The sequence below is a fragment of the Acinetobacter lwoffii genome (assembly GCF_022809915.1).
GTDB classification, from domain to species: domain Bacteria; phylum Pseudomonadota; class Gammaproteobacteria; order Pseudomonadales; family Moraxellaceae; genus Acinetobacter; species Acinetobacter lwoffii_M.
Genome location: NZ_JALGQY010000001.1, coordinates 29,925 through 51,947, shown reverse-complemented (window position 1 = coordinate 51,947; position 22,023 = coordinate 29,925). Strand labels below are relative to the sequence as shown.

Below are 22,023 nucleotides of genomic sequence, written 5' to 3'. Positions count from 1 at the left end.
ATAGATAAAGATATTCTGAAATGACCCTAGAGTCAGGCGGGTTTTTTAGCTATGATCTAGGCTCTTGTAAAAAACTGTTTATATTTGGAGTGTGACGTGAAACCAGTTCGTCTGGCAATCCTCGGTCTTGGTACTGTAGGTGGTGGTGCCTTGAAACTATTAAAAGAAAATGCTGCTGAGATCAAACGTCGCACCGGTCGTGAAATTGAAATTACCCATGTAGGCACCCGTCGTCCACGTCCTGATCTGGATCTGCCAGAATCGGTCAAACAAAGTGCCGACTTGATGGACATCATACGTCAACCTGATGTAGACGTCGTGGTGGAAGTCATGGGCGGAATTCATCCTGCTTTTGAAATTATTATGGAAGCCATGAAACATGGCAAACATATTGTAACGGCCAACAAAGCACTCTTGGCTGAACACGGCAACGAACTGTTTAAAGCGGCTGAAGACAATGCCGTACAGATTGCCTATGAAGCCGCAGTGGCTGGTGGCATTCCGATTATTAAAGTGATTCGTGAAGGTCTGGCAGCCAACAAGATTGAATGGCTGGCCGGTATTATTAACGGCACGGGTAACTTCATTCTTAGTGAAATGCGTGAAAAAGGCCGCGCTTTTGAAGATGTGCTAAAAGAAGCTCAAGAACTCGGTTATGCCGAAGCCGATCCGACCTTTGATGTGGAAGGAATTGATGCAGCTCACAAGCTAACGATTCTGGCCTCATGTGCCTTTGGTATTCCACTACAGTTTGACAAAGTCTTTACTGAAGGCATTGGCAAAATCACTGCACAAGATGTGAAATATGCCGAAGACCTCGGTTTCCGGATTAAACACCTGGGTATTGCACGCCGTACCGATGCCGGGATTGAACTCCGTGTACACCCGACTCTGATTCCAGATGACCAGCTGATTGCCAATGTTAACGGCGTGAAAAATGCGGTTCTGGTACAAGCGAATGCGGTTGGCCCAACACTGTACTATGGTGCTGGCGCGGGTGCGGGACCAACGGCTTCTGCGGTTGTTGCCGATGTGGTTGATATTGTCCGTGACATTATTTACACAGAAGACGGCGCAGGCACCATTCCGCAACTGGCTTTTGAAGCGCTCAGTGATTTACCGATCTTGAGTCGTGAACAAATGACCACCGGCTATTACATCCGTATTAATGCCGAAGATCAGATGGGCGTGCTTGCCGATGTGACCACGATTCTCAGTCGTGCCGGCATCAGTATTGATGCGATCATGCAGCAACCACGTTTATCCAAAGACCTTATTCCTATCGTGATTCTGACTGATCCTATCGTCGAATCAAAAATGGATGCAGCGCTTTCACAAATTCAAGCATTACCCGTCATTCATGGCGAAATTGTACGAATTCGTTTAGAATCGCTTGATAATTAATCGGGTTGAGGGGAGGATTCCCCTTGCCAAGCTCTACACACAATTGGAACATCATCATGTCGAATGCCAATCGTTATACTGGTTTAGTTGACCGCTATCGCGACCGTTTACCAGTGTCTGCAACTACTCGTGCGATCTCTTTGGGTGAAGGTAATACTCCACTGATCAAGCTTGAGAATATTCCACGCATTATTGGTAAAGATGTTGAAATTTATGTGAAGTACGAGGGCTTAAACCCGACTGGTTCATTTAAAGACCGCGGTATGACTATGGCGGTGACCAAAGCCGTTGAAGAAGGCTCTAAAGCCATCATCTGCGCATCTACTGGTAACACCTCTGCGGCGGCGGCGGCATATGCTGCGCGTGCTGGCATCAAAGCATTCGTGCTCATCCCTGAAGGCAAAATTGCCATGGGTAAAATGGCTCAAGCGATGATGTATGGTGCGATCACCATGCAAATTCGCGGTAACTTCGATGACGGTATGCGTCTGGTTAAAGAAGTTGCCGATCAGGCACCGGTAACGATTGTAAACTCAATCAACCCATACCGCCTGCAAGGTCAAAAAACCATTGCTTATGAAATCGTTGAAGCTTTAGGTCGTGCACCGGATTATCACTGCCTGCCTGTAGGTAACGCGGGTAACATCACTGCACACTGGATGGGTTATACCGAAGCGGTGGCTAACCAGTCGAAAGAAGAATTTGAGCAAGTCGTTTACGATGCTGAAACTGATGCTTTCACTGGTCCTAAACCGGCAGGTTTGCCAATCATGGCAGGTTACCAAGCCTCTGGTGCTGCACCGTTCCTTCGTGGCGGTCCAGTAGAAAACCCGGAAACTGTTGCAACTGCGATTCGTATCGGCAATCCGCAAAGCTTCAATCATGCTAAAGCGGTTGTTCGTGATTCAAACGGCTGGTTTGATGAACTGACTGATGCGGAAATTCTTGAAGCTCAACGTCTGCTTTCTATGTATGAAGGTGTATTCGTAGAGCCTGCGTCTGCTGCGTCTGTCGGCGGTGCGATCCGTGATATTAAAGCGGGTAAAATTGCTGAAGGTTCAGTGATCGTATGTACCGTAACGGGTAACGGTCTGAAAGATCCAGACACTGCCATCAAGCAATGTGCTGATGCTGTGATGCTGTCGATTGATGCGACCATGACTCAAGTTAAAGACTCTATTCTGTCGAATATGTAATTTCGGCCAGAATTAAAAAAACCCTGCAAGTGCAGGGTTTTTTTTATGAACCAATCAATTAGATTCGTTTAGGTTGCTGGCTAACCCAACTCATTAAACGGGTCGCATCATTGGTACGCGCCTGTGAGCTGTTTGCACCTAAAAGTACCACTGCCACAGGACGGTTATTCAGAGTGGTGTGCATCACCACACAGCGCCCTGCTTCATTAATAAAACCGGTTTTAGAAATATTGATATTCCATCCGCCATTACGTACCAAGGCATTGGTATTATTCGATTTCAATACACGATAACCCAAGTTAAAGTCATAGCTTGGCGTGGTCGAGAACTGACGAATCAGGCCGTATTGAGAGGCCGTATTTACCAAGATTCCCAAGTCACGAGCTGATGCCACGTTACCCGGATGCAAACCTGTTGATTCCATAAAGCGAGTGGAGTTCATTCCCAGCTCTTTAGCTTTTGCATTCATTTTGGCAATAAACGCTGATCGACCACCGGGATAGGTCCGTGCCAAAGCGGCTGCAGCCGGATTCTCGGACTTCATCAGAGCAAACAGTAAAGCTTCAGCACGGTTCATGCTGTCCCCTGCTCTTAAAGTCGAGCTTGAGCTTTTACAGCCTGAACAGGAAAAATCAGCCTGTTGCAGGGTGATTTTTTCCGACATATTCAGACGTGCATCAGAAATCACCACCGCTGTCATCAGCTTGGTAATCGATGCAATCGGATAGGCAGTATTGGTATTTTTGCTAAACAGCACTTCACCGGTTTGCGCATCCATGACCAGTGCAGCCCGTGCATTGACAGAAGGTTGATTACTAAAATGATTGGTATCAATAATCTGCGGCGCAGTATAAGCAGGTTTGATTACTGCTGGCGCTGCTGTGCCGGCCTGACGCAAAGTGGTGGTCACTGTTGCAGACCCGGGTGGCGAAGGCTCATTGGCTGACGCATTAAAATCATCGCTCATTAACTGGTTAACTTCTTCAGAAGACCAACTAATGCTGGAACCGCCCTCTGCCGTGCCAGAATTCATAATGATTTCAGCAAAACTTGTCGTGCTCATGCTGATTAACACGGACAGGCCGAGTAGATGCCTTAAAGACTTGTTTATTTTCTTCACTATTCCTTCACTCAACTAACAGAGGTAAGATTGATTTGCGTATTACCTCTAATATGCCTTACATTTAAACACAATGCCGAACATTTTTTGTTCTTGACACTGTGTGATAAGTTTCAGATTTAATCTTGCGAATAGGATTGCTAATTTTGTACTTTCATTGCAAGCTTATTTTGCTTTATGTAACAAAAAAATGATTTTTTTAACAGAGGGAGAGCGTAGGTGATCACAGTTTTAGTTGTGGACGACCATGAATTAGTTCGTACTGGAATTTGCAGAATGCTAGAAGACCATGCGGAGGTTCAGGTAATTGGACAAGCTGAATCTGGTGAAGAAGCGATCTCTCTAGTTCGTCAACATCATCCTGATGTAGTTTTGTTAGATGTGAATATGCCGGGCATTGGTGGCGTAGAAACCACGCGCCGTCTACTTCAGAGTGCGCCGGAAACCAAAGTTTTGGCGGTTAGCGGTTTAGCAGAAGAGCCTTATCCGTCCCTGTTATTGAAAGCCGGTGCCAAAGGTTATATCACCAAAGGGGCCCCGATTTCGGAAATGGTCCGTGCGATTAACAAAGTCATGCAAGGCGGCAAATATTTCAGTGCAGACATTGCGGAACAGTTAGCAAGCTCTTACCTTTCTGATACACAACAATCGCCTTTTGATGCATTGTCAGAGCGTGAAATGCAAGTCGCGATGATGGTCGTGAATTGTATCAGCGCCCAGGAAATTGCCGACAAGCTCTTTGTGAGTGTTAAAACCGTGAATACTTATCGTTACCGTATTTTTGAAAAACTGAATATCGATAGCGATGTTAAACTGACTCATCTGGCCATGCGCTATGGACTCATTAAACCTTAGCTTTTAACGATTTCCGGTGCATATGGCACAACAAAAAAACTATGCTGAACTGAATCAATACCATCTCGGTATCTGGTACAGCGCTTATCGTCTGCTGATCAGCACCGGTTTGTTGCTGATTTTTATGCTGACCTACCCCGAACTCACCACCGATTATCAATACCCGCAGCTGTATTATTATGCACTGGGAATCGGGGTTGCGATCAATACCGTACAGCTGTTTGTGCTGAAATGGATCAGACGCCTGATCCAGCCGCAGCTGATTATGATTTTCTTTAGCGATGTCTGCGTTTTAAGTTTGCTGACTTTGGCGAGCGACGGTCCTAATCTGCAAATTGGGCTGTTGTTTGTGATTACTATCTTTTCTGCATCTTTATTATTAGATGCAAAAAAGGCCTTGGTCGTCACCCTCATTGCAGTCATTAGTGTTATTTATCAGCATTTTATCGGCAGTATTTTTGCGTTTTCTTCACTCAGCAATATCAGTAATAGCGCCCTGCTGGCCTTTTTGTTTTTTGTGGTTTATGGCACTGGACAAATTGCCGTGCGCCGTTTTCAGATTCTGGAAAATTTGAATTTTTCTCAATCGCTGGAACTGCATCGCTTACAGAATATTAACCGCTATATTCTGGAACAGATTGAAACCGGTTATCTGGTTCTGGATGAAAACTATCATGTGGTACTCAGTAATCCTGCCGCCTGTAATCTTCTTGGAATTGAGTCCAAATACGGCCATGAGAAATTTACTTTATCTCAATCACAGCCAGATTTATTTGAACTGATCCATTTTGAAACGCTAGAAAATGGTGAGCGCTTTCAGTTTGAATCCCAGCAAAGTCGCTATAATATTCATGTGCAGGTGCAAAAACTGATTGTGCCGCATCAGACTCTAATGCTACTGGTGTTACAGGATGCCAAAAAACTGAATCAGCAGGTGCAGCAACTTAAACTTGCTGCACTGGGTCAACTCTCAGCCAGTATTGCCCATGAAATTCGTAACCCCTTGGCGGCCATTGTGCAGGCCAATGATTTGTATCTGGACTCAGAAACTGAACAGCAACAGCTACTCCAGCAGATGATTGGCCGACAGGCGACCCGGATTGACCGGATTATTCAGGACACGCTGAATATGGTCAAAAATAAAGAAACCCACCCGATACCGATTCATCTCAATGAATTTATCCCGTTATTTATCCAGGAAGATCTGGCCGATATTCGCGATCAGATTCAATTTAATATTGATATCCCGCTAGTGATTCAGTTTGATGAAGCACAATTCCGGCAAATCCTGATTAATCTGATTCGTAATGCCATTCGTCACAATTCAGCAGATGCAGCCTATATTCAGCTGAATGTGCATCCTTATGAACATCGGGTCTGGATTGATGTACGGGATTTTGGCTCTGGCGTAGCCGTACATGATCAAGCTCTATTGTTCAAACCCTTTTTTAGCACATCGATTAGTGGTACCGGATTAGGATTGTATTTATCACATAGTTTTTGCGAAGCAAATCAGGCACAATTAAACTATATACAACAAGAACAGGGCGCATGCTTTCGCATCAGCTGTCAACGTATTACGCTTTAAAGGGGTCAAGGAAGATGAATGGGGAACAACAACCACTGGTGCTTTTGGTGGATGATGAGGAAGATTTGTGTACCCTCATGCAAATGTCATTGCTGCGCATGGGAATTCGTACGCACATTGCCCACCGTTTGGAAGATGCTAAAAAATGCCTTGCCAATCATCAATATGATGCCTGTCTGACTGACCTAAACCTGCCCGATGGCAATGGTTTGGAGTTACTGGACTGGATTGGCAGCCTCTATCCGGCACTTCCGGTCGCAGTTCTGACCGCCTATGGCAACATGGAAATCGCCATTGCTGCGCTCAAAGCCGGGGCCTTTGATTTTGTCAGCAAACCGATCAATCAGAAACATCTGGAACAACTCTTACAAAAAGCCCTGAATAAACCGGTGGATTATTCGAATAATAATCCAAATGAAGCGCTTGAACATAAAATGCTGATTGGACAATCCCTGCCGATCCAGCAACTACGTATTACCTTACAAAAAATTGCCCGATCCCAAGCACCGGTTTTTATCACTGGTGAATCGGGAACAGGTAAAGAAGTCGTGGCCAATCTGGTCCATCGCCTGAGTAACCGCAATGAAGGTCCTTTTATTGCGATTAACTGTGGCGCCATTCCGACTGAGTTGATGGAAAGCGAACTGTTTGGGCATAAGAAAGGCAGCTTTACCGGCGCTGCTCAGGACAAACAGGGACTGATTCAATCTGCCCATGGTGGCAGTCTGTTTCTGGATGAAATTGCAGAATTACCGCTTTCTATGCAGGTCAAATTGTTACGTGCCGTACAGGAAAAACGTATTCGTCCACTCGGTTCGGATACCGAAATTGATGTGGATTTCCGTGTGATCAGTGCCACGCATCAGGATCTGGAAGCCTTGGTGCAACAAGGCAAATTCCGTCAGGATTTATATTTCCGTATTCATGTAATGGATCTGACTTTACCGCCATTACGTGAACGAGGCCAGGATATTCTGTTATTGGCCGAACACTTTATTCAGAAGATTTGCCAGGAATGGGGCATTCCCAATAAAAAACTGACCGAACGTAGCAAAGAGTTCTTATTGGAACAATATTATCCAGGTAATGTACGTGAATTGCGTAATATTATGGAACGCGCAATTACTTTAAGTGATGAAGAGCGGATTGATCTTCAGCATTTGCAGAGTGCACCGCTACGTCATGCGCTTAACAGCCCTCAGGAGATAAATACGCTCACGAGCGAGATCATTGCGACCGAAACCCTGATTGCACCTAAAAAGCTGCCTGAAGAGGGTCTAGAACTATATTTGGAAAAGGTCGAGAAAGAAATTTTACTGAATGCGCTGAATCTGACCCATTGGAACCGGACACTGGCCGCCAAAAAACTCGGCATGTCATTCCGTTCCCTGCGCTATCGTTTGAAAAAGTTCGGACTGGATACCGAAGAAGACGAATAATTATTTTTGCAGGAGCAGCAAGTCTGTGACATGTTCCAGATAACTCTCCTCACGCATTTCCTGCTTAAACGGATAGTTGAAATGCGGCTGTACGCCCCGCCCTTCAATCATCTGGCCACTCGGGCTAAAGTATTGCGATACTGTCATCTGTAGAGCCGAACCGTTGCTTAAAGGAAAGAGTTTCTGTACTACGCCTTTGCCATAGCTTTTTTCGCCTACGACCCAGGCACGGTTATGTTCTTTCAGGGCTGCTGTAAACACTTCTGCTGCAGAAGCCGAGCGGTTATTAATCAATACCCCAACTTTCAGATTCTGAAACTCAAAACTCGGCAAGGCCTGAAATTGCTGATTACCTTCAGCGCGGCTTTTGGTCGACACAATCACGCCCTGATTCAAAAATAAATCGGCAGATTCAACTGCAGCCGAGAGTAAGCCACCGGGATTATTGCGTAAATCAAATAGCACGGCTTTTAAGCGCTTGTCGGCATAGCTTTCGATTAGACGTTTGATTTCATTGGCAGTATCTTGCTGAAAAACCTTGACCTGTAAAACCAGAACCTGATTATTGTGCAGGCTCGATTTAATTTCAGTATCCAGTTTGGTATTGCGGACCAGACGAACGGCCGGACTTTGCGGGGAGAGCTGAATCATGAGCGTAGAGCCAACGGCTCCGCTCAATAACTGCCGGACTTGTTCCTGATTCAGGCTATTTAATACCTGATCGTCAATTTTATAAACCGTGACGCCATTTCGAAGTCCCTGCTTGGCTGAATCAGCATCGGAACTCAGTCCCTGAACTACCCATTGCTTCAACCGCGGGTCAAATTGCAGATCAAAATCAATGCTGGCCAGATCACCTTCGGTATATTCACGCAGTTGCTTATAATCTTCAGGCGACAAATAACGGGAATAGCGATCTAAGCCACTGACCAGACCCTGAATGGCCTGTTGAAACAAGGCATCGTCATTTTTATCTTGAATATAATTATCTTTTACGATGCCATAAATTTGTACGAATTCTTGAATGGATGCCACAGGAATTTCGGAATAGACCTGCCCATCCATTTCCATATCATCGAATGCCGGCTCATTTGAACCCGCACCCCAAGCTGAATGACTCAAACACATCAGTAAGCATGGTATTACAACAGACTTCCAGCGTGTTCTTGCCATTCTTTGACCTTTTTAGAATTTTATCGAAAATTATGCATCAAGCTGAATCAGGTTACGACCTTGCATTTCAGCAGGTACCGGAACTTGCATCAGACTTAATAAAGTCGGTGCTACATCTGCCAATACACCGCCTTCTGCGATCGTGGCCTGAGTTGGACCCACATAAATAAATGGAACTAGTTCAGTGGTATGCTGAGTATGTACCTGACCACTGTGATAGTCCTGCATCTGCTCTACGTTACCATGATCGGCAGTCACAATCATATGACCTTTTTGCGCCATCACGGCTTCGTAAACCCGGCCCAAACAGGTATCAACCGCTTCTACTGCTTTCACCGCAGCATCGAATACGCCAGTATGACCAACCATATCCCCATTGGCAAAGTTCACGACCAGCAGGTCAAATTCACCTGAATTGATCGCAGCCACCAGCTCATCAGTCACTTCATAAGCACTCATTTCCGGTTTGAGGTCATAAGTGGCTACGTTTGGCGATGGAATCAGGATACGTTTTTCACCCGGATATTCATCTTCACGGCCGCCGCTGAAGAAGAAAGTCACATGTGCATATTTTTCTGTTTCCGCGATACGCAGCTGAGTTTTACCCAAGTTTGACAGGTATTCACCAATCGAGTTGACCAATGCTTCAGGCATATACGCTACAGGTGCATCAATCGTGGCTTGATAGCGGGTCAACATGACAAACTTCGCCAGATTTGGCACCACTTTACGTTCAAAACCGGCAAAGTCTTTTTCCACAAATGCGCGGGTCAATTCACGGGCACGATCGGCACGGAAGTTCATGAATACGACACTATCGCCATCCTGAATTTTTGCCAGCTCGCCAATACGGGTCGCTTTGACAAACTCATCTGACTCATCGGCTGCGTAAGCCTGTTCCAGACCTTCAACTGCGCTGACAGCTGTACGAACCGCTTCACCTTCAGTCAGCAGACGATAAGCCTGTTCAACACGATCCCAACGGTTATCACGGTCCATGGCAAAATAACGGCCAATCACAGTCGCAATACGACCTTGACCTGGATATTGTGCGAATAAGGCATCAAGCTTTTCTAAAGAAGGCTGTGCGCTTTTAGGCGGTGTATCACGACCATCTAAAAATGCATGTAAATAGACTTTCACACCGCGTTTCAGGGCCAGTTCAGCCATCGCCACGATATGATCTTCATGTGAGTGCACACCGCCTTCAGACAAAAGACCAAGCAAATGTACTGCCCCACCTGAAGCTTTGGCTTTCTCCACCGCATCGACCAACACTTCATGTTCAAAGAAGTCGCCCGTACGAATGTCTTTGGTAATCCGGGTAAAGTCCTGATACAGCACACGACCTGCGCCGAGGTTCATATGTCCAACTTCAGAGTTACCCATCTGGCCATCTGGCAGGCCAACATCTTCACCTGAACCCGAGATCAAACCATGCGGATGCTTGTCCTGTATCGCAGTTAAATTTGGTCGTTTAGCTGCTAAAAACGCATTGTCTTCGACCGCTTCGCGATGACCCACACCATCCATAATCACCAAAACGTGAGGGATTTTGCCAGCAGTTGCATCCGTCATAATGAAATACTCTGTTCGTCTACGAATTAATCGCTCTATTTTAGCGAAGTTTATAAAAAGAGGCCATGACCCGTATATGGTTTAAGCCTCTCATGATGATTGATTTGTTCTATTTTCCTATGGTTTAGCGTGCCCGATGCAGCAAGTATACGCCGATACCGAACATGATCAGAATCGGAATAAACACGAACCAGGCCGGAGATGGTGCGTAAATCAAGCTGGCATAGCCGAGGAAGTCCTGCAGATAGAAAAAACCTAGGCCGGCAAATAAGGCAATCACCAGACGGAACCCCATGGATTGCTGACGTAATGGCCCGAAGATAAATGAACAGGCAATCACCACCAGTGCGATCAGGGCAAAAGGCGAACCGAGTTTTTGCCAGAAGGCTAACTGATAGGTTTTCGGCACTTGGCTGTATTCATGCATATAGCTCATGAAACTAACCAGTTGACTCGGCGATAAATCTTCAGGATCAATCGTCACCATATGCACATATTTGGGCTGTAATGCCAGCGCTAAAGGTTGCTGTTGCTGCTTAACCAGTGTGGCATTACCATTTTGGAGAATATCGAACTGCTCTGTGTTGTCCAGCGTCCAGGAACCATCTTTAACAAATTGGCCCTGATCTGCCTGCAAGGTACCGCGCAAACGATAGTTCTGGTCAAAGTCCAGCATCTGCACATTTTTCAACTGACCTTGCGAGTTAGCATAATCGATATAAATAAAGCGCTGCCCTTCCCGAGTCCAGTAACCACGAACTTCACCGAGCTGAGCGGCTTTACTGGCACTTTTTACGCTTTTGGCCTGTTCATTGGTATAAGGAATGACCCACTCGCTCAGGGCAAATGACAACACCACCAACAACAGTGCTGAACGGATCACCCACCCGACAATACGCCATAAGCTCACGCCGACCGAACGCATCACAATCAGCTCACTATTCGAGGCTAATGTACCAAGACCTAAAACTGCACCAATCAGTGCAGAAATCGGCAGGATTTCATATAAATAATTTGGTGCGCCCCAAAGCACATATTTCAAGGCATCCCAGGCACCATAACCATCTTTGAGCGAACCAAGCTCCCCCAGATAAGTAAATAATACCTGTAAACCCGCCAATACCGCGGTTGCACCCAGCATCGCCAGCGCAGTGGTTTGGGTCACATGTTTTGCAACTATACGACGTGCCAACATTGTTAAGACCTCACTCGCTGAATCTGTTTCTTGATTTTCGGGCCTAATTTCTGTTTACGCGAGAACAAGGCACCCGCAATTGCATAGGCAATCAGAATCAATGGATAGGCCCAAATGCCCATTTCTTCTTTACTGATCCGCGTCTTTACTGCCATCAGGGCCACAATCAGACTGGCAAAAATCATGAGGGCAGGAAATAACTTGAGATATCGACCCTGTCGTGGACTCACTTCAGACAAGGCCACAGCCAGAATCAGGGCAATCAGAATCGCAAAAGGAACAAACACCCGCCAGCCCAACTCACTGGCCACCACAGGATCCTGACGGTTCTGCCACAATTGCGAGGTCGGTAAGGCCTCAACTTCAGTACTGGCAAATTGCGCTTCTTCATCGCTTTCTAAGCGCAGACGATAGCTTTCAAATTCAGCTTGAGTATATTGCGGTGTACCCGGATAGATCTCATAACGGCGACCTTGGACCAGATCGACCACATTGGCAGCATCATTCGGTACTTCAATTCGGGTGGCTTCCTGCGCCAGAATCATCACATCCGGTTTGCCTTCTTTTTCCGCACGCTGATAAAAGAAAATATCTTTTAAATTTTTACGGTCTTCTGACAGGTCACCGGCATAAATGGTATAGGGCCCAGAGGAGATAAATTCTTTCGGTCGCACCAGGTCAAAGCCGGTACGTACCGCCTGACTGGTGGTCAGGGCTTCAAACTGGCGAATGCCCCACGGCGCAGCCCACAGCATCAATCCGGCCTGAGCAATCAAAAACACCAGGGTCATCGGCACCAGTAGACGCGCCAATTGATGCCGACTGACGCCACTGCCATTCATCACGGCCATTTCATGGTCGACATATAAACGGCCAAACACCAGCATCAGTCCAATAAAGAAACCGAGCGGAAGAATCAGGGTCAAGAATTCAGGCAAACGGTAGCCAATAATGCTAAATAAAATGCCTGCATCCAGACGGCCTTGCGCCGCGACACCAAAATACTTGATCAGTCGACCGCCCATCATGATCAAGGTCAATAAGGCAATCACCACCAAGGATGTCGAGACAACTTGCTTGACCAGATAACGCCGAATAATCAAATTAATTCTTCCAAAATAAGGTCCATAAAACGAGTGCTAGTTTACCCGAATAGCAAAAATATAAAACCTAGGCCGCCCTGCCCATTGAAAATCTATTCGGATAAATGTTTCAATGACTGAATGATTTACCCATCTAGACAGGCGTGAAAACAGAATATGAAACTTACAATTAATACGTCATTCCCAGAGAATGGATCAAGTCAATCTTTGTTGATTTTAGTTGACTCAGAACAACTTCAGAATACAACCGCAACCTATCAAATCAATAATTTAGACACATTAATTGAAGCCTCTCAATTCAAGGCAGCGTTGGCGGAAAGCCTGAGCCTGATTGGTCAGGTGAGCCAGTCCAGCCATGCAGCACTAATTGGTTTAGGCAAGGTCGCTGAACTGCAACCGGCAAAACTTGCAAAAATCGCGCAAACTATTATTCAAGTCACTCAAAAAAAATTCAAACAGATTTCTGTAGATCTGACACAACTTCCACAAGAATTCCATTATCTGTTTGCGCTCTTCCTGACTCAGGCCAGCTATGGTTATGATGAATATAAATCCAAGAAGAATGAATTTGTGCTCGAGCAGATCGACCTGATTGCCACTCATAGCGTCTTAACTACCGAACAGTTGCAACTGGTACAAGCAGTGCAAAGCGGACAAAATCTGGCACGTGACCTGGGCAACCGTCCGGGCAATATCTGTTTCCCTGAATATCTTGCAGAACAGGCGGTGGCTTTGGCGGCTGAATATCCAGACCTACTTAAAGTCACAGTGCTGGATGAACAGCAAATGGCAGATTTAGGCATGGGCGCCTTCCTTGCGGTAAGTAAAGGTTCAGAGCGTCCTGGTCGGATTATCAGCATGGAATATCAGTCAGAGCGTAGCGAAGCACCGGTAGTCTTGGTGGGTAAAGGCATTACGTTTGATACCGGCGGTATTTCCCTTAAACCAGGCGCAGGCATGGACGAGATGAAATACGACATGTGCGGTGCAGCTTCTGTACTCGGTACAATGCGTGCATTGTGCGAAGCCCGCTTACCTCTACATGTGGTGGGAACCATCGCTGCAGCAGAAAACATGCCTTCAGGTAAAGCCACCCGTCCTGGTGATATCGTAACGACCATGAGCGGTCAGACGGTTGAAATCCTGAATACCGATGCCGAAGGTCGTTTGGTCCTATGTGATACCTTGACCTATGTAAAACGTTTTAATCCTGCTTTGGTGATTGATATTGCGACCTTAACCGGTGCCTGTGTGGTCGCTTTGGGTTCAGTACTAACGGGTCTGTTCACGCCAGATGATAAACTGGCAGCAGAACTAGAAGCTGCCGGCCAGCATTCCTTTGACCGGGTATGGCGTATGCCGGTACTGGAAGACTATCAGGAACAACTGGATTCACCATTTGCCGACATTGGCAATATCGGTGGTCCAAAAGCTGGTTCTGTGACTGCAGCCTGCTTCCTGCAACGTTTTACCCGTGAATATCGCTGGGCACATCTGGATGTTGCAGGTACGGCATGGAACTCAGGTACCAATAAAGGTGCAACCGGCCGTCCAGTTCCATTATTGATGCAATTCCTGACGAGTCGCGTTCAAAGCAATGGCTAAAGTCAGCTTTTATTTATTTGAAAAAAGCCCTGAACGACAAGTGGACAGCACTTGTCGTTTATGCCGTAAGATTCTGCGCCAGCCGGCGCGAATCTGGTTATTGTGTGCCGATACAGATTTGCAACAGCAGCTGGATGAACGCCTGTGGAGTTTTGATCCCGCGAGTTTTATTCCGCATGGTATTGACCAGCCTCAGGCGACGGTCTGTATTTCGGCAACACTGCCGGAACAGTCCGACTGGATTATTTTCAATTTTAATCCGGAAGCACTTGAACCTTACACAAAATTTAGTCACATTATTGAGATCATTGAAAACCATGAAACGGCTAAACAGCTGGGTCGTGAAAAATTCAAGCAATATCGTCGTTTAGGTATTGAACCGGACACCCATAAGCTTTAACCGATATCATCCACAAGGAGAGGCACGTGGCATTAAATGTAGGTCCCGATTTTAAACAGCGCTGGTTAAATGTGCCGGAAGCTGTACGTCAGACCTTTATCGATGACCTCTCTCGGATCTGCGATATTTTAAAACCAGAAACGTCTTTGGAAGAATGGCAGAGTCGCGACCAGCGCTTACAGCAAGAATCTGAACGCAAGATTGAAGCTGCCTATGCACAGCGCAAGGCCGAATTAATTGAAGAAGCCCGTATTCGCAAACAGCTCGCGCTTGAAAAAGCCTTGGCCGAGAAACGTGCTGAAGAACAGGCCTATCAAGAACAGCTACGTCATGAGGAACAGCGTAAATTTAGCGAACAGAGTCAGGTGCTTGCTAAAATAAATACGCATCTAGAGGCTGAAGTGCAGCACTATGTCGCACGTTATGCAAAAAATCCTGAGACGACTTTTGATTTTGCCAAAGGTCGCATCCAGATTGAGGACCAGTCCATTTTATCCGAATTAGAAAGTGTGCGTTTACGTCTGGAACTTGAGGCAGAAACCGTGATTGAACAGACCGTGAATGCACTTCGTGAAAAAATGCGTGCGGCAGCCAAAGAAGAAATCGAGTATATGCTGAAAAATTCTGAATTTTCTGATCAGCCACGCAATATTTAAATGATCCTTTCACATTAAAAAAGCCCGAAAATTCGGGCTTTTTTATCTTCTATGTCGCATCTTACAAAAAATCTGCCAGCATAAAGGCGGCATTTCCGAGCAGATAGCCAATGCTTAATAAAGTGCCAATCCAGAGGATGCCACCCGCAATATTATAAAAGCTGAATGTGGCAAAGCTCATATGCGCTGAACCGGCAGCAAAAGGGCCAAATGAGCGGACAAAGGGAATAAAACGTGCGATTAAAATAGTTTTACCGCCATGTTTCATAAAATAGTGGTTGGTTTTCACCATATATTCCGGCTTAAAATAGCGTGAATGTTGATTGAAATATTTTAAGCCAAGAACTTTTCCGGTGTAATAATTCACGCTATAGCCCAGCACCGAAGCAGTGAATAACAACAGCCCCATCGAATGCAGGGTCACCAGATCGCTGCTGGCACATAAAGCTCCCACAGCCAGCAATAGACTGTCGCCGGGCAGGAAAAAGAAAAACACTGAACCGGTTTCTGCAAAAATCACCAGAAACAGGATTGCATAAATCCATACCCCATATTGATCGAGCAATAGCGGCAATGACTGTTCCAAGTTAAGTAAAAAATCGAGCATTCGACCCGTCCACCAAGGCAATATTTGCAAGTTGAACTGCTGATTATCCCGAAAAATAAAAAAACAGTCTAATTTTTCAATCAGACTGTTCAGTAAATCAACATTTCTTTTATTTTAAGAAACCATTTTCAGCCAGGAAATCCATACTGATTTTTGATTGTTCAGTGGTTTGGGCGGCTTTATCACCGAGCAATAAACGCTCGATATAACGTGCCAATACATCCACTTCCAGATTGACCTTGCTACCGACTTTCCAGGTACCGATATTGGTACGTTCAGCAGTATGTGGAATCAGGTTCAGACTAATCACGCTACCACGCAAATGATTAATCGTTAGACTGATGCCGTCGACTGTGACCGAGCCTTTTTCTGCGAGATATTTGGCAATTTCAGCAGGTGCAGTCACTTCATAATAAATTGAACGTGCATCTTCACGTACCAGGGTGATCTCGCCGACTGCATCGACATGACCTGACACAATATGACCGCCAAAACGCGTAGTCGGCAACATGGCTTTTTCAACATTGACAGGTTGACCGGCTTTCCAGGTGCCGAGCGTGGTCCGGTTCAGACTTTCACGGGAAACATCAGCCGCATACCAGTTCTCGCCCCAGTCGATCACGGTCAGGCAGATACCATTGGTCGCGATAGAATCACCCAGATGTACATCAGACATGTCCAGATCGGTCTGGATGCGTAAACGTACATCACCACCAACGCTTTGCAGACTTTCGACTTTGCCGAGGCTTTCGATAATACCTGTAAACATTTTTATTTCCTTTTCAATTCTTTTACCAGAGGGCCAACTGGGTACTAACGCCGGTCGTATCCACACCACCCAATTCTGCATAATGATGCAGCTGGCTGAGTAATTGACGGATCGGTGGACCTGACTTGGCGTGGGTATCGGTAATCACAATAAATTCCAGCACGCGGGCACGTTCAGACTGGCGCTGTTTGCTAACACGATAACGCGGCACATCCTGGGTTAGCAAGGTCACCCGGCCACGTTTCAGATTGGCCTGTAACAAATCGGTAGCGCTGATATTCCCGTCAGTGGAATAACTGGTCAGAATGAAACGTGCATTGATGGTGGCCAACAGGCTCTCGTAAGCTTCTTTGGCATATTTAGAGGAATTGTACTGGCTCGGACGCTCTTTGCGCCATGCCCGGTCAATCCCGCTCTTAAAGCCCTTGGTATCCGGAGTCGGTAAATCGGCCTGATCCCATAAGGTCAGCGCATTCAGCACATGATAATTACTGCTATAAGCATGCTGATTATACGGTGGATCCAGATAAGCTACATCTACTTCAAAGCCGCTCATCTGGTTGGCCAGATGCTGGGCATCGACACACCACATTTCTGCGGCCATTCCCTTTTTCTGATCCGACTCGCAAAAACGGCTTGGAGTCAGCCACAGCAATGATTCAATCCGTTCCAGCGCAGTTTGGGTTTTCCCGCCCCAGCCATGATGAAAGCTTTTGAAAACGCCTGAAGTATTGCTGACAAAACTGGCGGAATACAGCAAGGGTGCCAGCAAGGCAGACATTTCCACATCATCAATTGCACCTTGTGCCTGCCAAGCTGCAATCTGCTGACGGATGGCATCAATACGCATGCCGTTACGACGTTTAAAGAACAAACGATCACGGGCTGGATCATAAATTTCATCATTACGCGGACACAGGTTATGCGTCACCCAGCCTTTAACTTCCGGCAGACGGTTCAGATAATCAATCGCTTTCTGATAGCCACCGAGTTCTTTAAATGCCGGTGCTTCAGTACAGGCCAGTACCGCATGATTCAGCGCATGGCTATACGGCTCCCAATCATTGGCAATGACGCGATAACCATTCTGACGGGCCAAACGTGAAACCACGCCTGAACCTGCAAAAAAGTCAGCAAAGATCGGCGCACGGCCATCGGCACGATTCAAGGTTCCCGTACTTTCCAACGCTTCCAGAATTAAATGCAGTAAACGGCGTTTGTTGCCCAGATAAGGAACCAGCTGATGGAAAAGATATTCATCGGTGGTACGTGCCGCATGGCGACGTTTATGATAAACCGTAGACTCTGAACTCATAGTGTCTCTTGAAAAGGAATTAGCCTGAAGCACACGTCATCACCTAAGCGAGTCACATCGCGCAGCTTAAATCGGAGTTGTTCGGCCATATGGCTAAATTCTGCATTAAACATGGTACGCGCAGACCGACCCAATAGGGTCGGTGCAACGTAACTGATCAGTTCATCAACCAATTTTTGTTGTAAAAATGCCGTAGATAAGGTCGCCCCTGCTTCCACCAAGACATCATAAATCTGATGCTGCTGAACCAGTTGCTTTAATAATTCTGCTAAAGGCTGTACCGGCAAGTGTAGCACACCCAGATCTGCAAGCTCCTGACGAAATGGCCCCATGACCATCACGGTTTCAGGTTGCGCTAAAATTTTTGCGTTGAGTGGTAAACGCCCCTGACGATCCAGAACAATCCGTTTCGGTTGCACCACGGTCTTAATATCTTCAACGCCATCTAATTGACGCACATTCAGTTCACAGTCATCCGCAAGAACCGTATCAATCCCGGTAATCACCGCGGCTGAAATCGCACGCCAGTGCTGCACATCCTGACGTGCTGCCACACCGGTAATCCATTTTGATTCACCCGATGCCATCGCGGTACGGCCATCCAGGCTTGAGGCAATTTTTAAACGCACATAAGGCATGCCAGTCGCCATGGCTTTCAGGAAACCTAGATTCAGCTGATACGCTTCATCTTCACAGATGCCAACGTCTACCTCAATTCCAGCATCTTTCAGTATCTGTACGCCCTTGCCGGCCACCAGTAGATTGGGATCAGGACAGGCCACGACAACTTTAGCCACACCTGCTTCAACCAGACCCTTGGCACAAGGCGGCGTACGGCCATAATGCGCACAAGGTTCTAAAGTCACATAAGCGGTTGCACCACGTGCCTGTTCACCGGCCTGACGCAACGCAAACACTTCAGCATGTGGCTGGCCGGCTTGAGGATGAAAACCTTCTCCAACAATCACACCATCTTTAACAATGACGCAGCCGACATTCGGATTCGGTTTGGTGGAATATTGCCCTTGACGAGCCAATTCAATGGCCCGGCGCATCCACACTTGATCTTGATTCAGTTCAACCATGCTTATTCTTGTAATTCTCGTTGTTGCATCTGTTCAATCTGATGACGAAAAGCTTCGACATCCTGAAAATCCTGATAGACCGAAGCGAAACGCACATAAGCAACATGATCAAGTGCGAATAAAGACTGCATCACGATTTCACCAATGGTACGTGATTTCACATCACGCTCACCCAGACGGCGAATCTGTAGCTGAATATCGCTCAGCACGGTTTCAATCTGCTCCTGGGTCACCGGGCGTTTTTGCAAGGCATGCATCAGGGAACGGCGTAATTTGGCTTCATCGAAAGGTTCATTTTTGCCATCCGACTTGATGACGCGCGGCATCACCACTTCATAGCTTTCAAAGGTAGTGAAGCGTTCATTACAACTGACACATTCACGGCGACGACGAATCTGACAGCCTTCAGCTGCCAGGCGTGAATCAATCACTTTACTGTCTGCAGTATTGCAAAATGGGCAATGCATAGCGGTTTAATTGAACAAATCCAGATGGATTCCGAGTGTAGCAAAAATTACAAACTTTGTAGAGTTTTACGCAACATATAGAAAAAAACAGCCCATTCGGGCTGTTTTACACTATATATTGATTATGGTGTATTTATTATTATTCGACACGTTCACCATGTTGGCTTAAATCCAGCCCCATACGCTCATCATCAGATGCTACACGGATTCCAATGATCAAGTCGATGACTTTCAGGATAATGAAGGTCATGATCGCAGAGTAAGCAATTGTCGCCAGTACACCTTCCACTTGCACCCAAAGCTGATGCATGACATTTGCAGGAGCATTGTCCCCCATGATGAATTCGCTGGCAAAGAACGCGGTTAAAATCGCGCCGACAATACCACCTACACCATGCAAACCAAAAGCATCTAAAGAGTCATCGGCTTTCAATGCACGTTTCAGTGCCGTAATCCCCCAGAAACACACCACACCACCGATCAGACCCATCGCCAATGCACCGCCTACAGTCACAAAACCTGCAGCTGGAGTAATGACCACCAGACCAGCAACTGCACCCGATACGCCGCCCAGTACAGAAGCTTTACCACGTGCCAGTTTTTCAGTGATTAACCAGGAGATGGCTGCTGCTGCTGCTGCGACTTGAGTCACGATCAAGGCATAGCCTGCAGAACCGTTGGCACCTAATGCAGAACCACCGTTGAAACCGAACCAGCCTACCCAGAGCAAAGATGCACCAACTACTGTAAGCGTCAGGTTATGCGGTGCCATAGATTCACGACCCAAACCCATACGTTTGCCCAGCATATATGCCGCTACCAGACCGGCAACACCCGAGTTGATATGTACAACCGTACCACCAGCAAAATCAAGCGCGCCGTCGTTACCTAACCAGCCACCACCCCATACCCAGTGGGTAATTGGTGCATAAACAATCACCACCCAAAGTGCGATAAAAGCAACGAAAGCACCAAATTTCATACGCTCTGCAATCGAACCGCTGATGATGGCAACCGTAATGATGGCAAAAGTCATTTGGAAAATCACAAACAGGATTTCAGGAATCGTGCCTGAAAGCGCCTCTGTGGTAATACCGGCCAGCATGAATTTATCCAGGCCACCTATAAAGGCATTGCCTTCACCGAAAGCTAGGGTATAACCAATAATCACCCAAGCAATACTGACCACCGCCGCAGCAATAAAGCTATGTGCCATCGTCGCCAGAACGTTTTTCTTGCGGACCATACCGCCATAAAATAGCGCCAAGCCAGGAATGGTCATGAGTAAAACTAGAGCGGTAGAGGTTAAAACCCAGGCGGTATCGCCGGTATCTAGCGTTGGTTCTTCTTCTGCAGGCGCTGCAGCTTCAACTGGCGCTACTTCAGCAATTGCTGCTATCGTGTCTGTTGTTGTATTTGTTGTATCGCCTGCTTCTTCAACAAGCACAATTTCTTCTGTCGGTGCTGTTGCTGTTGCAGCTTCTTCAGCCCATGCAACAGAACCACCAAAAAGAGCGCCGGCCATGCCGAACGCGAGTAGCATTTTTTTCATTCGTATCCCCCAACCAAGTTTTTGTGAGTTATTAGGTACTCAGCAAACTTCGTGCCAAGTTAGACAGCGTCTGCACCTGTTTCACCTGTACGAATACGGATGACTTGTTCTAAGTTGGTCACGAAAATTTTTCCGTCACCGATTTTTCCAGTGCTCGCCACACGAGTAATAGATTCAATCACCGCGTCTACCATTTCATCGCTAATCGCGATTTCAATTTTGACTTTCGGCAAGAAATCTACAACGTATTCAGCACCACGATAGAGTTCAGTGTGGCCTTTTTGACGACCAAAGCCTTTCACTTCAGTTACAGTGATGCCTTGAACACCAATTTCAGACAATGCTTCGCGAACATCGTCTAATTTAAAAGGTTTTACAATTGCAGTTACGAGCTTCATGTTTGTTTTCCTTCGGCTTATTTCACCAGTAAGGTTTTACGTTCAAATTTCATGCCAAGATTCCTAAGGTCGGGGGAAATTAGAAAGCCCGGCATGTGGTTTATTTATACCTTATTTTATACGGATAAAGGCTTTGAATCTTCAAAAAATAGACATTTTTTATGGGGATTTTTACAATATCTTTAATCGAATAAGTCTATATTTTGTCTGAAATACTATAGTCTGCATTTTAGCAATGCTAAACTGTCGGTTCCTTTCTACGGCGATGGATCAGACAATGATTGAAACTTTATTACAAGCAATTTTGCAGCAAGTCGAACAACCCAAGAAAGATTTGGAACATAATATCCGTGCCCTGTTAAATGAAGCTGTGGCGAAAATGGATTTGGTGTCTAAAGAAGAAATAGAACGTCAGCGTACTGCCCTAAATAATGCCAACCATCGCCTGAATGATTTGCTCAAACAGGTGGAAGCATTAGAAGAGAAAATTTCGAACAAAAAATAAGCACAACTACAGT

Annotated in this window: 21 protein-coding genes; 9 read left to right on the top strand and 12 right to left on the bottom strand. The window is 46.2% G+C overall.

What is annotated here, in order from left to right:
• Positions 1-96: 96 nt before the first annotated feature.
• Positions 97-1,404 (top strand): homoserine dehydrogenase, encoded by a 1,308-nt coding sequence (locus MTX11_RS00230; protein WP_243474071.1) that lies wholly within the window; start codon positions 97-99, stop codon positions 1,402-1,404.
• Positions 1,405-1,460: 56 nt separating this feature from the next.
• Positions 1,461-2,600, top strand: a complete 1,140-nt coding sequence (thrC, locus tag MTX11_RS00225; RefSeq protein WP_005248423.1) for a threonine synthase — start codon at positions 1,461-1,463, stop codon at positions 2,598-2,600.
• A 58-nt stretch (positions 2,601-2,658) separates the two neighbouring features.
• Here the strand turns inward: thrC and MTX11_RS00220 are convergent, their stop codons facing one another.
• The gene (locus MTX11_RS00220) at positions 2,659-3,720 is read right to left on the bottom strand and encodes a serine hydrolase (protein ID WP_005249689.1); all 1,062 of its coding nucleotides are present in this window, start codon (positions 3,718-3,720) and stop codon (positions 2,659-2,661) included.
• A 219-nt stretch (positions 3,721-3,939) separates the two neighbouring features.
• Here MTX11_RS00220 and gacA point away from each other — a divergent pair, with 219 nt between their 5' ends.
• The 3 genes from gacA to MTX11_RS00205 are packed head-to-tail and all read left to right on the top strand — an operon-like array spanning position 3,940 to position 7,602.
• Positions 3,940-4,575: a response regulator transcription factor GacA gene (gacA, locus tag MTX11_RS00215; RefSeq protein WP_004281059.1), complete on the top strand. Its 636-nt coding sequence runs from the start codon at positions 3,940-3,942 to the stop codon at positions 4,573-4,575.
• A gap of 22 nt (positions 4,576-4,597) precedes the next feature.
• Positions 4,598-6,163, top strand: coding sequence for a sensor histidine kinase (locus tag MTX11_RS00210; RefSeq protein WP_004732491.1), 1,566 nt, complete (start codon positions 4,598-4,600; stop codon positions 6,161-6,163).
• 14 nt (positions 6,164-6,177) lie between these two features.
• Positions 6,178-7,602, top strand: a complete 1,425-nt coding sequence (locus tag MTX11_RS00205; RefSeq protein WP_243474070.1) for a sigma-54-dependent transcriptional regulator — start codon at positions 6,178-6,180, stop codon at positions 7,600-7,602.
• Here the strand turns inward: MTX11_RS00205 and MTX11_RS00200 are convergent, their stop codons facing one another.
• From MTX11_RS00200 to lptF, 4 genes are all read right to left on the bottom strand, one after another.
• The gene (locus tag MTX11_RS00200) at positions 7,603-8,775 is read right to left on the bottom strand and encodes a S41 family peptidase (protein ID WP_005263947.1); all 1,173 of its coding nucleotides are present in this window, start codon (positions 8,773-8,775) and stop codon (positions 7,603-7,605) included.
• A 30-nt stretch (positions 8,776-8,805) separates the two neighbouring features.
• On the bottom strand, positions 8,806-10,353 hold the full coding sequence (gene gpmI, locus MTX11_RS00195; RefSeq protein ID WP_243474069.1) for a 2,3-bisphosphoglycerate-independent phosphoglycerate mutase: 1,548 nt from the start codon (positions 10,351-10,353) through the stop codon (positions 8,806-8,808).
• Between the two features lie 124 nt (positions 10,354-10,477).
• Entirely contained in the window at positions 10,478-11,548 is a 1,071-nt protein-coding gene (gene lptG / locus MTX11_RS00190) for an LPS export ABC transporter permease LptG (RefSeq protein WP_168730898.1), read from the bottom strand.
• Between the two features lie 2 nt (positions 11,549-11,550).
• Entirely contained in the window at positions 11,551-12,651 is a 1,101-nt protein-coding gene (gene lptF, locus MTX11_RS00185; RefSeq protein ID WP_005108446.1) for an LPS export ABC transporter permease LptF, read from the bottom strand.
• A gap of 156 nt (positions 12,652-12,807) precedes the next feature.
• Between lptF and MTX11_RS00180 the strand changes: the two genes are divergently transcribed.
• Genes MTX11_RS00180 through blhA form a run of 3 tightly spaced genes read left to right on the top strand, consistent with a single transcriptional unit; the run spans position 12,808 to position 15,312 of the window.
• Complete coding sequence (locus MTX11_RS00180) at positions 12,808-14,256, top strand: leucyl aminopeptidase (RefSeq protein ID WP_004281052.1); 1,449 nt, start codon at positions 12,808-12,810, stop codon at positions 14,254-14,256.
• Positions 14,249-14,656: a DNA polymerase III subunit chi gene (locus MTX11_RS00175; protein WP_004281051.1), complete on the top strand. Its 408-nt coding sequence runs from the start codon at positions 14,249-14,251 to the stop codon at positions 14,654-14,656. The genes MTX11_RS00180 and MTX11_RS00175 overlap by 8 nt, the downstream gene beginning before the upstream one ends.
• A 26-nt stretch (positions 14,657-14,682) precedes the next feature.
• On the top strand, positions 14,683-15,312 hold the full coding sequence (blhA, locus tag MTX11_RS00170; RefSeq protein WP_243474068.1) for a cell division protein BlhA: 630 nt from the start codon (positions 14,683-14,685) through the stop codon (positions 15,310-15,312).
• A 61-nt stretch (positions 15,313-15,373) separates the two neighbouring features.
• Here the strand turns inward: blhA and MTX11_RS00165 are convergent, their stop codons facing one another.
• From MTX11_RS00165 to glnK, 7 genes are all read right to left on the bottom strand, one after another.
• Positions 15,374-15,919: a VTT domain-containing protein gene (locus MTX11_RS00165; protein WP_004281049.1), complete on the bottom strand. Its 546-nt coding sequence runs from the start codon at positions 15,917-15,919 to the stop codon at positions 15,374-15,376.
• Between the two features lie 109 nt (positions 15,920-16,028).
• A complete protein-coding gene (locus MTX11_RS00160; RefSeq protein ID WP_004644909.1) occupies positions 16,029-16,688 on the bottom strand; it encodes a riboflavin synthase in 660 nt (219 codons plus the stop codon).
• Between the two features lie 22 nt (positions 16,689-16,710).
• Positions 16,711-18,003 (bottom strand): DNA adenine methylase, encoded by a 1,293-nt coding sequence (locus MTX11_RS00155; RefSeq protein WP_004644908.1) that lies wholly within the window; start codon positions 18,001-18,003, stop codon positions 16,711-16,713.
• On the bottom strand, positions 18,000-19,088 hold the full coding sequence (gene ribD, locus MTX11_RS00150) for a bifunctional diaminohydroxyphosphoribosylaminopyrimidine deaminase/5-amino-6-(5-phosphoribosylamino)uracil reductase RibD (protein WP_243474067.1): 1,089 nt from the start codon (positions 19,086-19,088) through the stop codon (positions 18,000-18,002). The genes MTX11_RS00155 and ribD overlap by 4 nt, the downstream gene beginning before the upstream one ends.
• Before the next feature lie 2 nt (positions 19,089-19,090).
• A complete protein-coding gene (gene nrdR, locus MTX11_RS00145) occupies positions 19,091-19,555 on the bottom strand; it encodes a transcriptional regulator NrdR (protein WP_004281044.1) in 465 nt (154 codons plus the stop codon).
• A gap of 139 nt (positions 19,556-19,694) precedes the next feature.
• Positions 19,695-21,107 (bottom strand): ammonium transporter, encoded by a 1,413-nt coding sequence (locus MTX11_RS00140; protein ID WP_195725463.1) that lies wholly within the window; start codon positions 21,105-21,107, stop codon positions 19,695-19,697.
• A 59-nt stretch (positions 21,108-21,166) separates the two neighbouring features.
• The gene (gene glnK, locus MTX11_RS00135; RefSeq protein WP_004281042.1) at positions 21,167-21,505 is read right to left on the bottom strand and encodes a P-II family nitrogen regulator; all 339 of its coding nucleotides are present in this window, start codon (positions 21,503-21,505) and stop codon (positions 21,167-21,169) included.
• A 277-nt stretch (positions 21,506-21,782) separates the two neighbouring features.
• Here glnK and MTX11_RS00130 point away from each other — a divergent pair, with 277 nt between their 5' ends.
• Complete coding sequence (locus MTX11_RS00130) at positions 21,783-22,010, top strand: accessory factor UbiK family protein (protein WP_004281041.1); 228 nt, start codon at positions 21,783-21,785, stop codon at positions 22,008-22,010.
• Positions 22,011-22,023 lie beyond the last annotated feature (13 nt).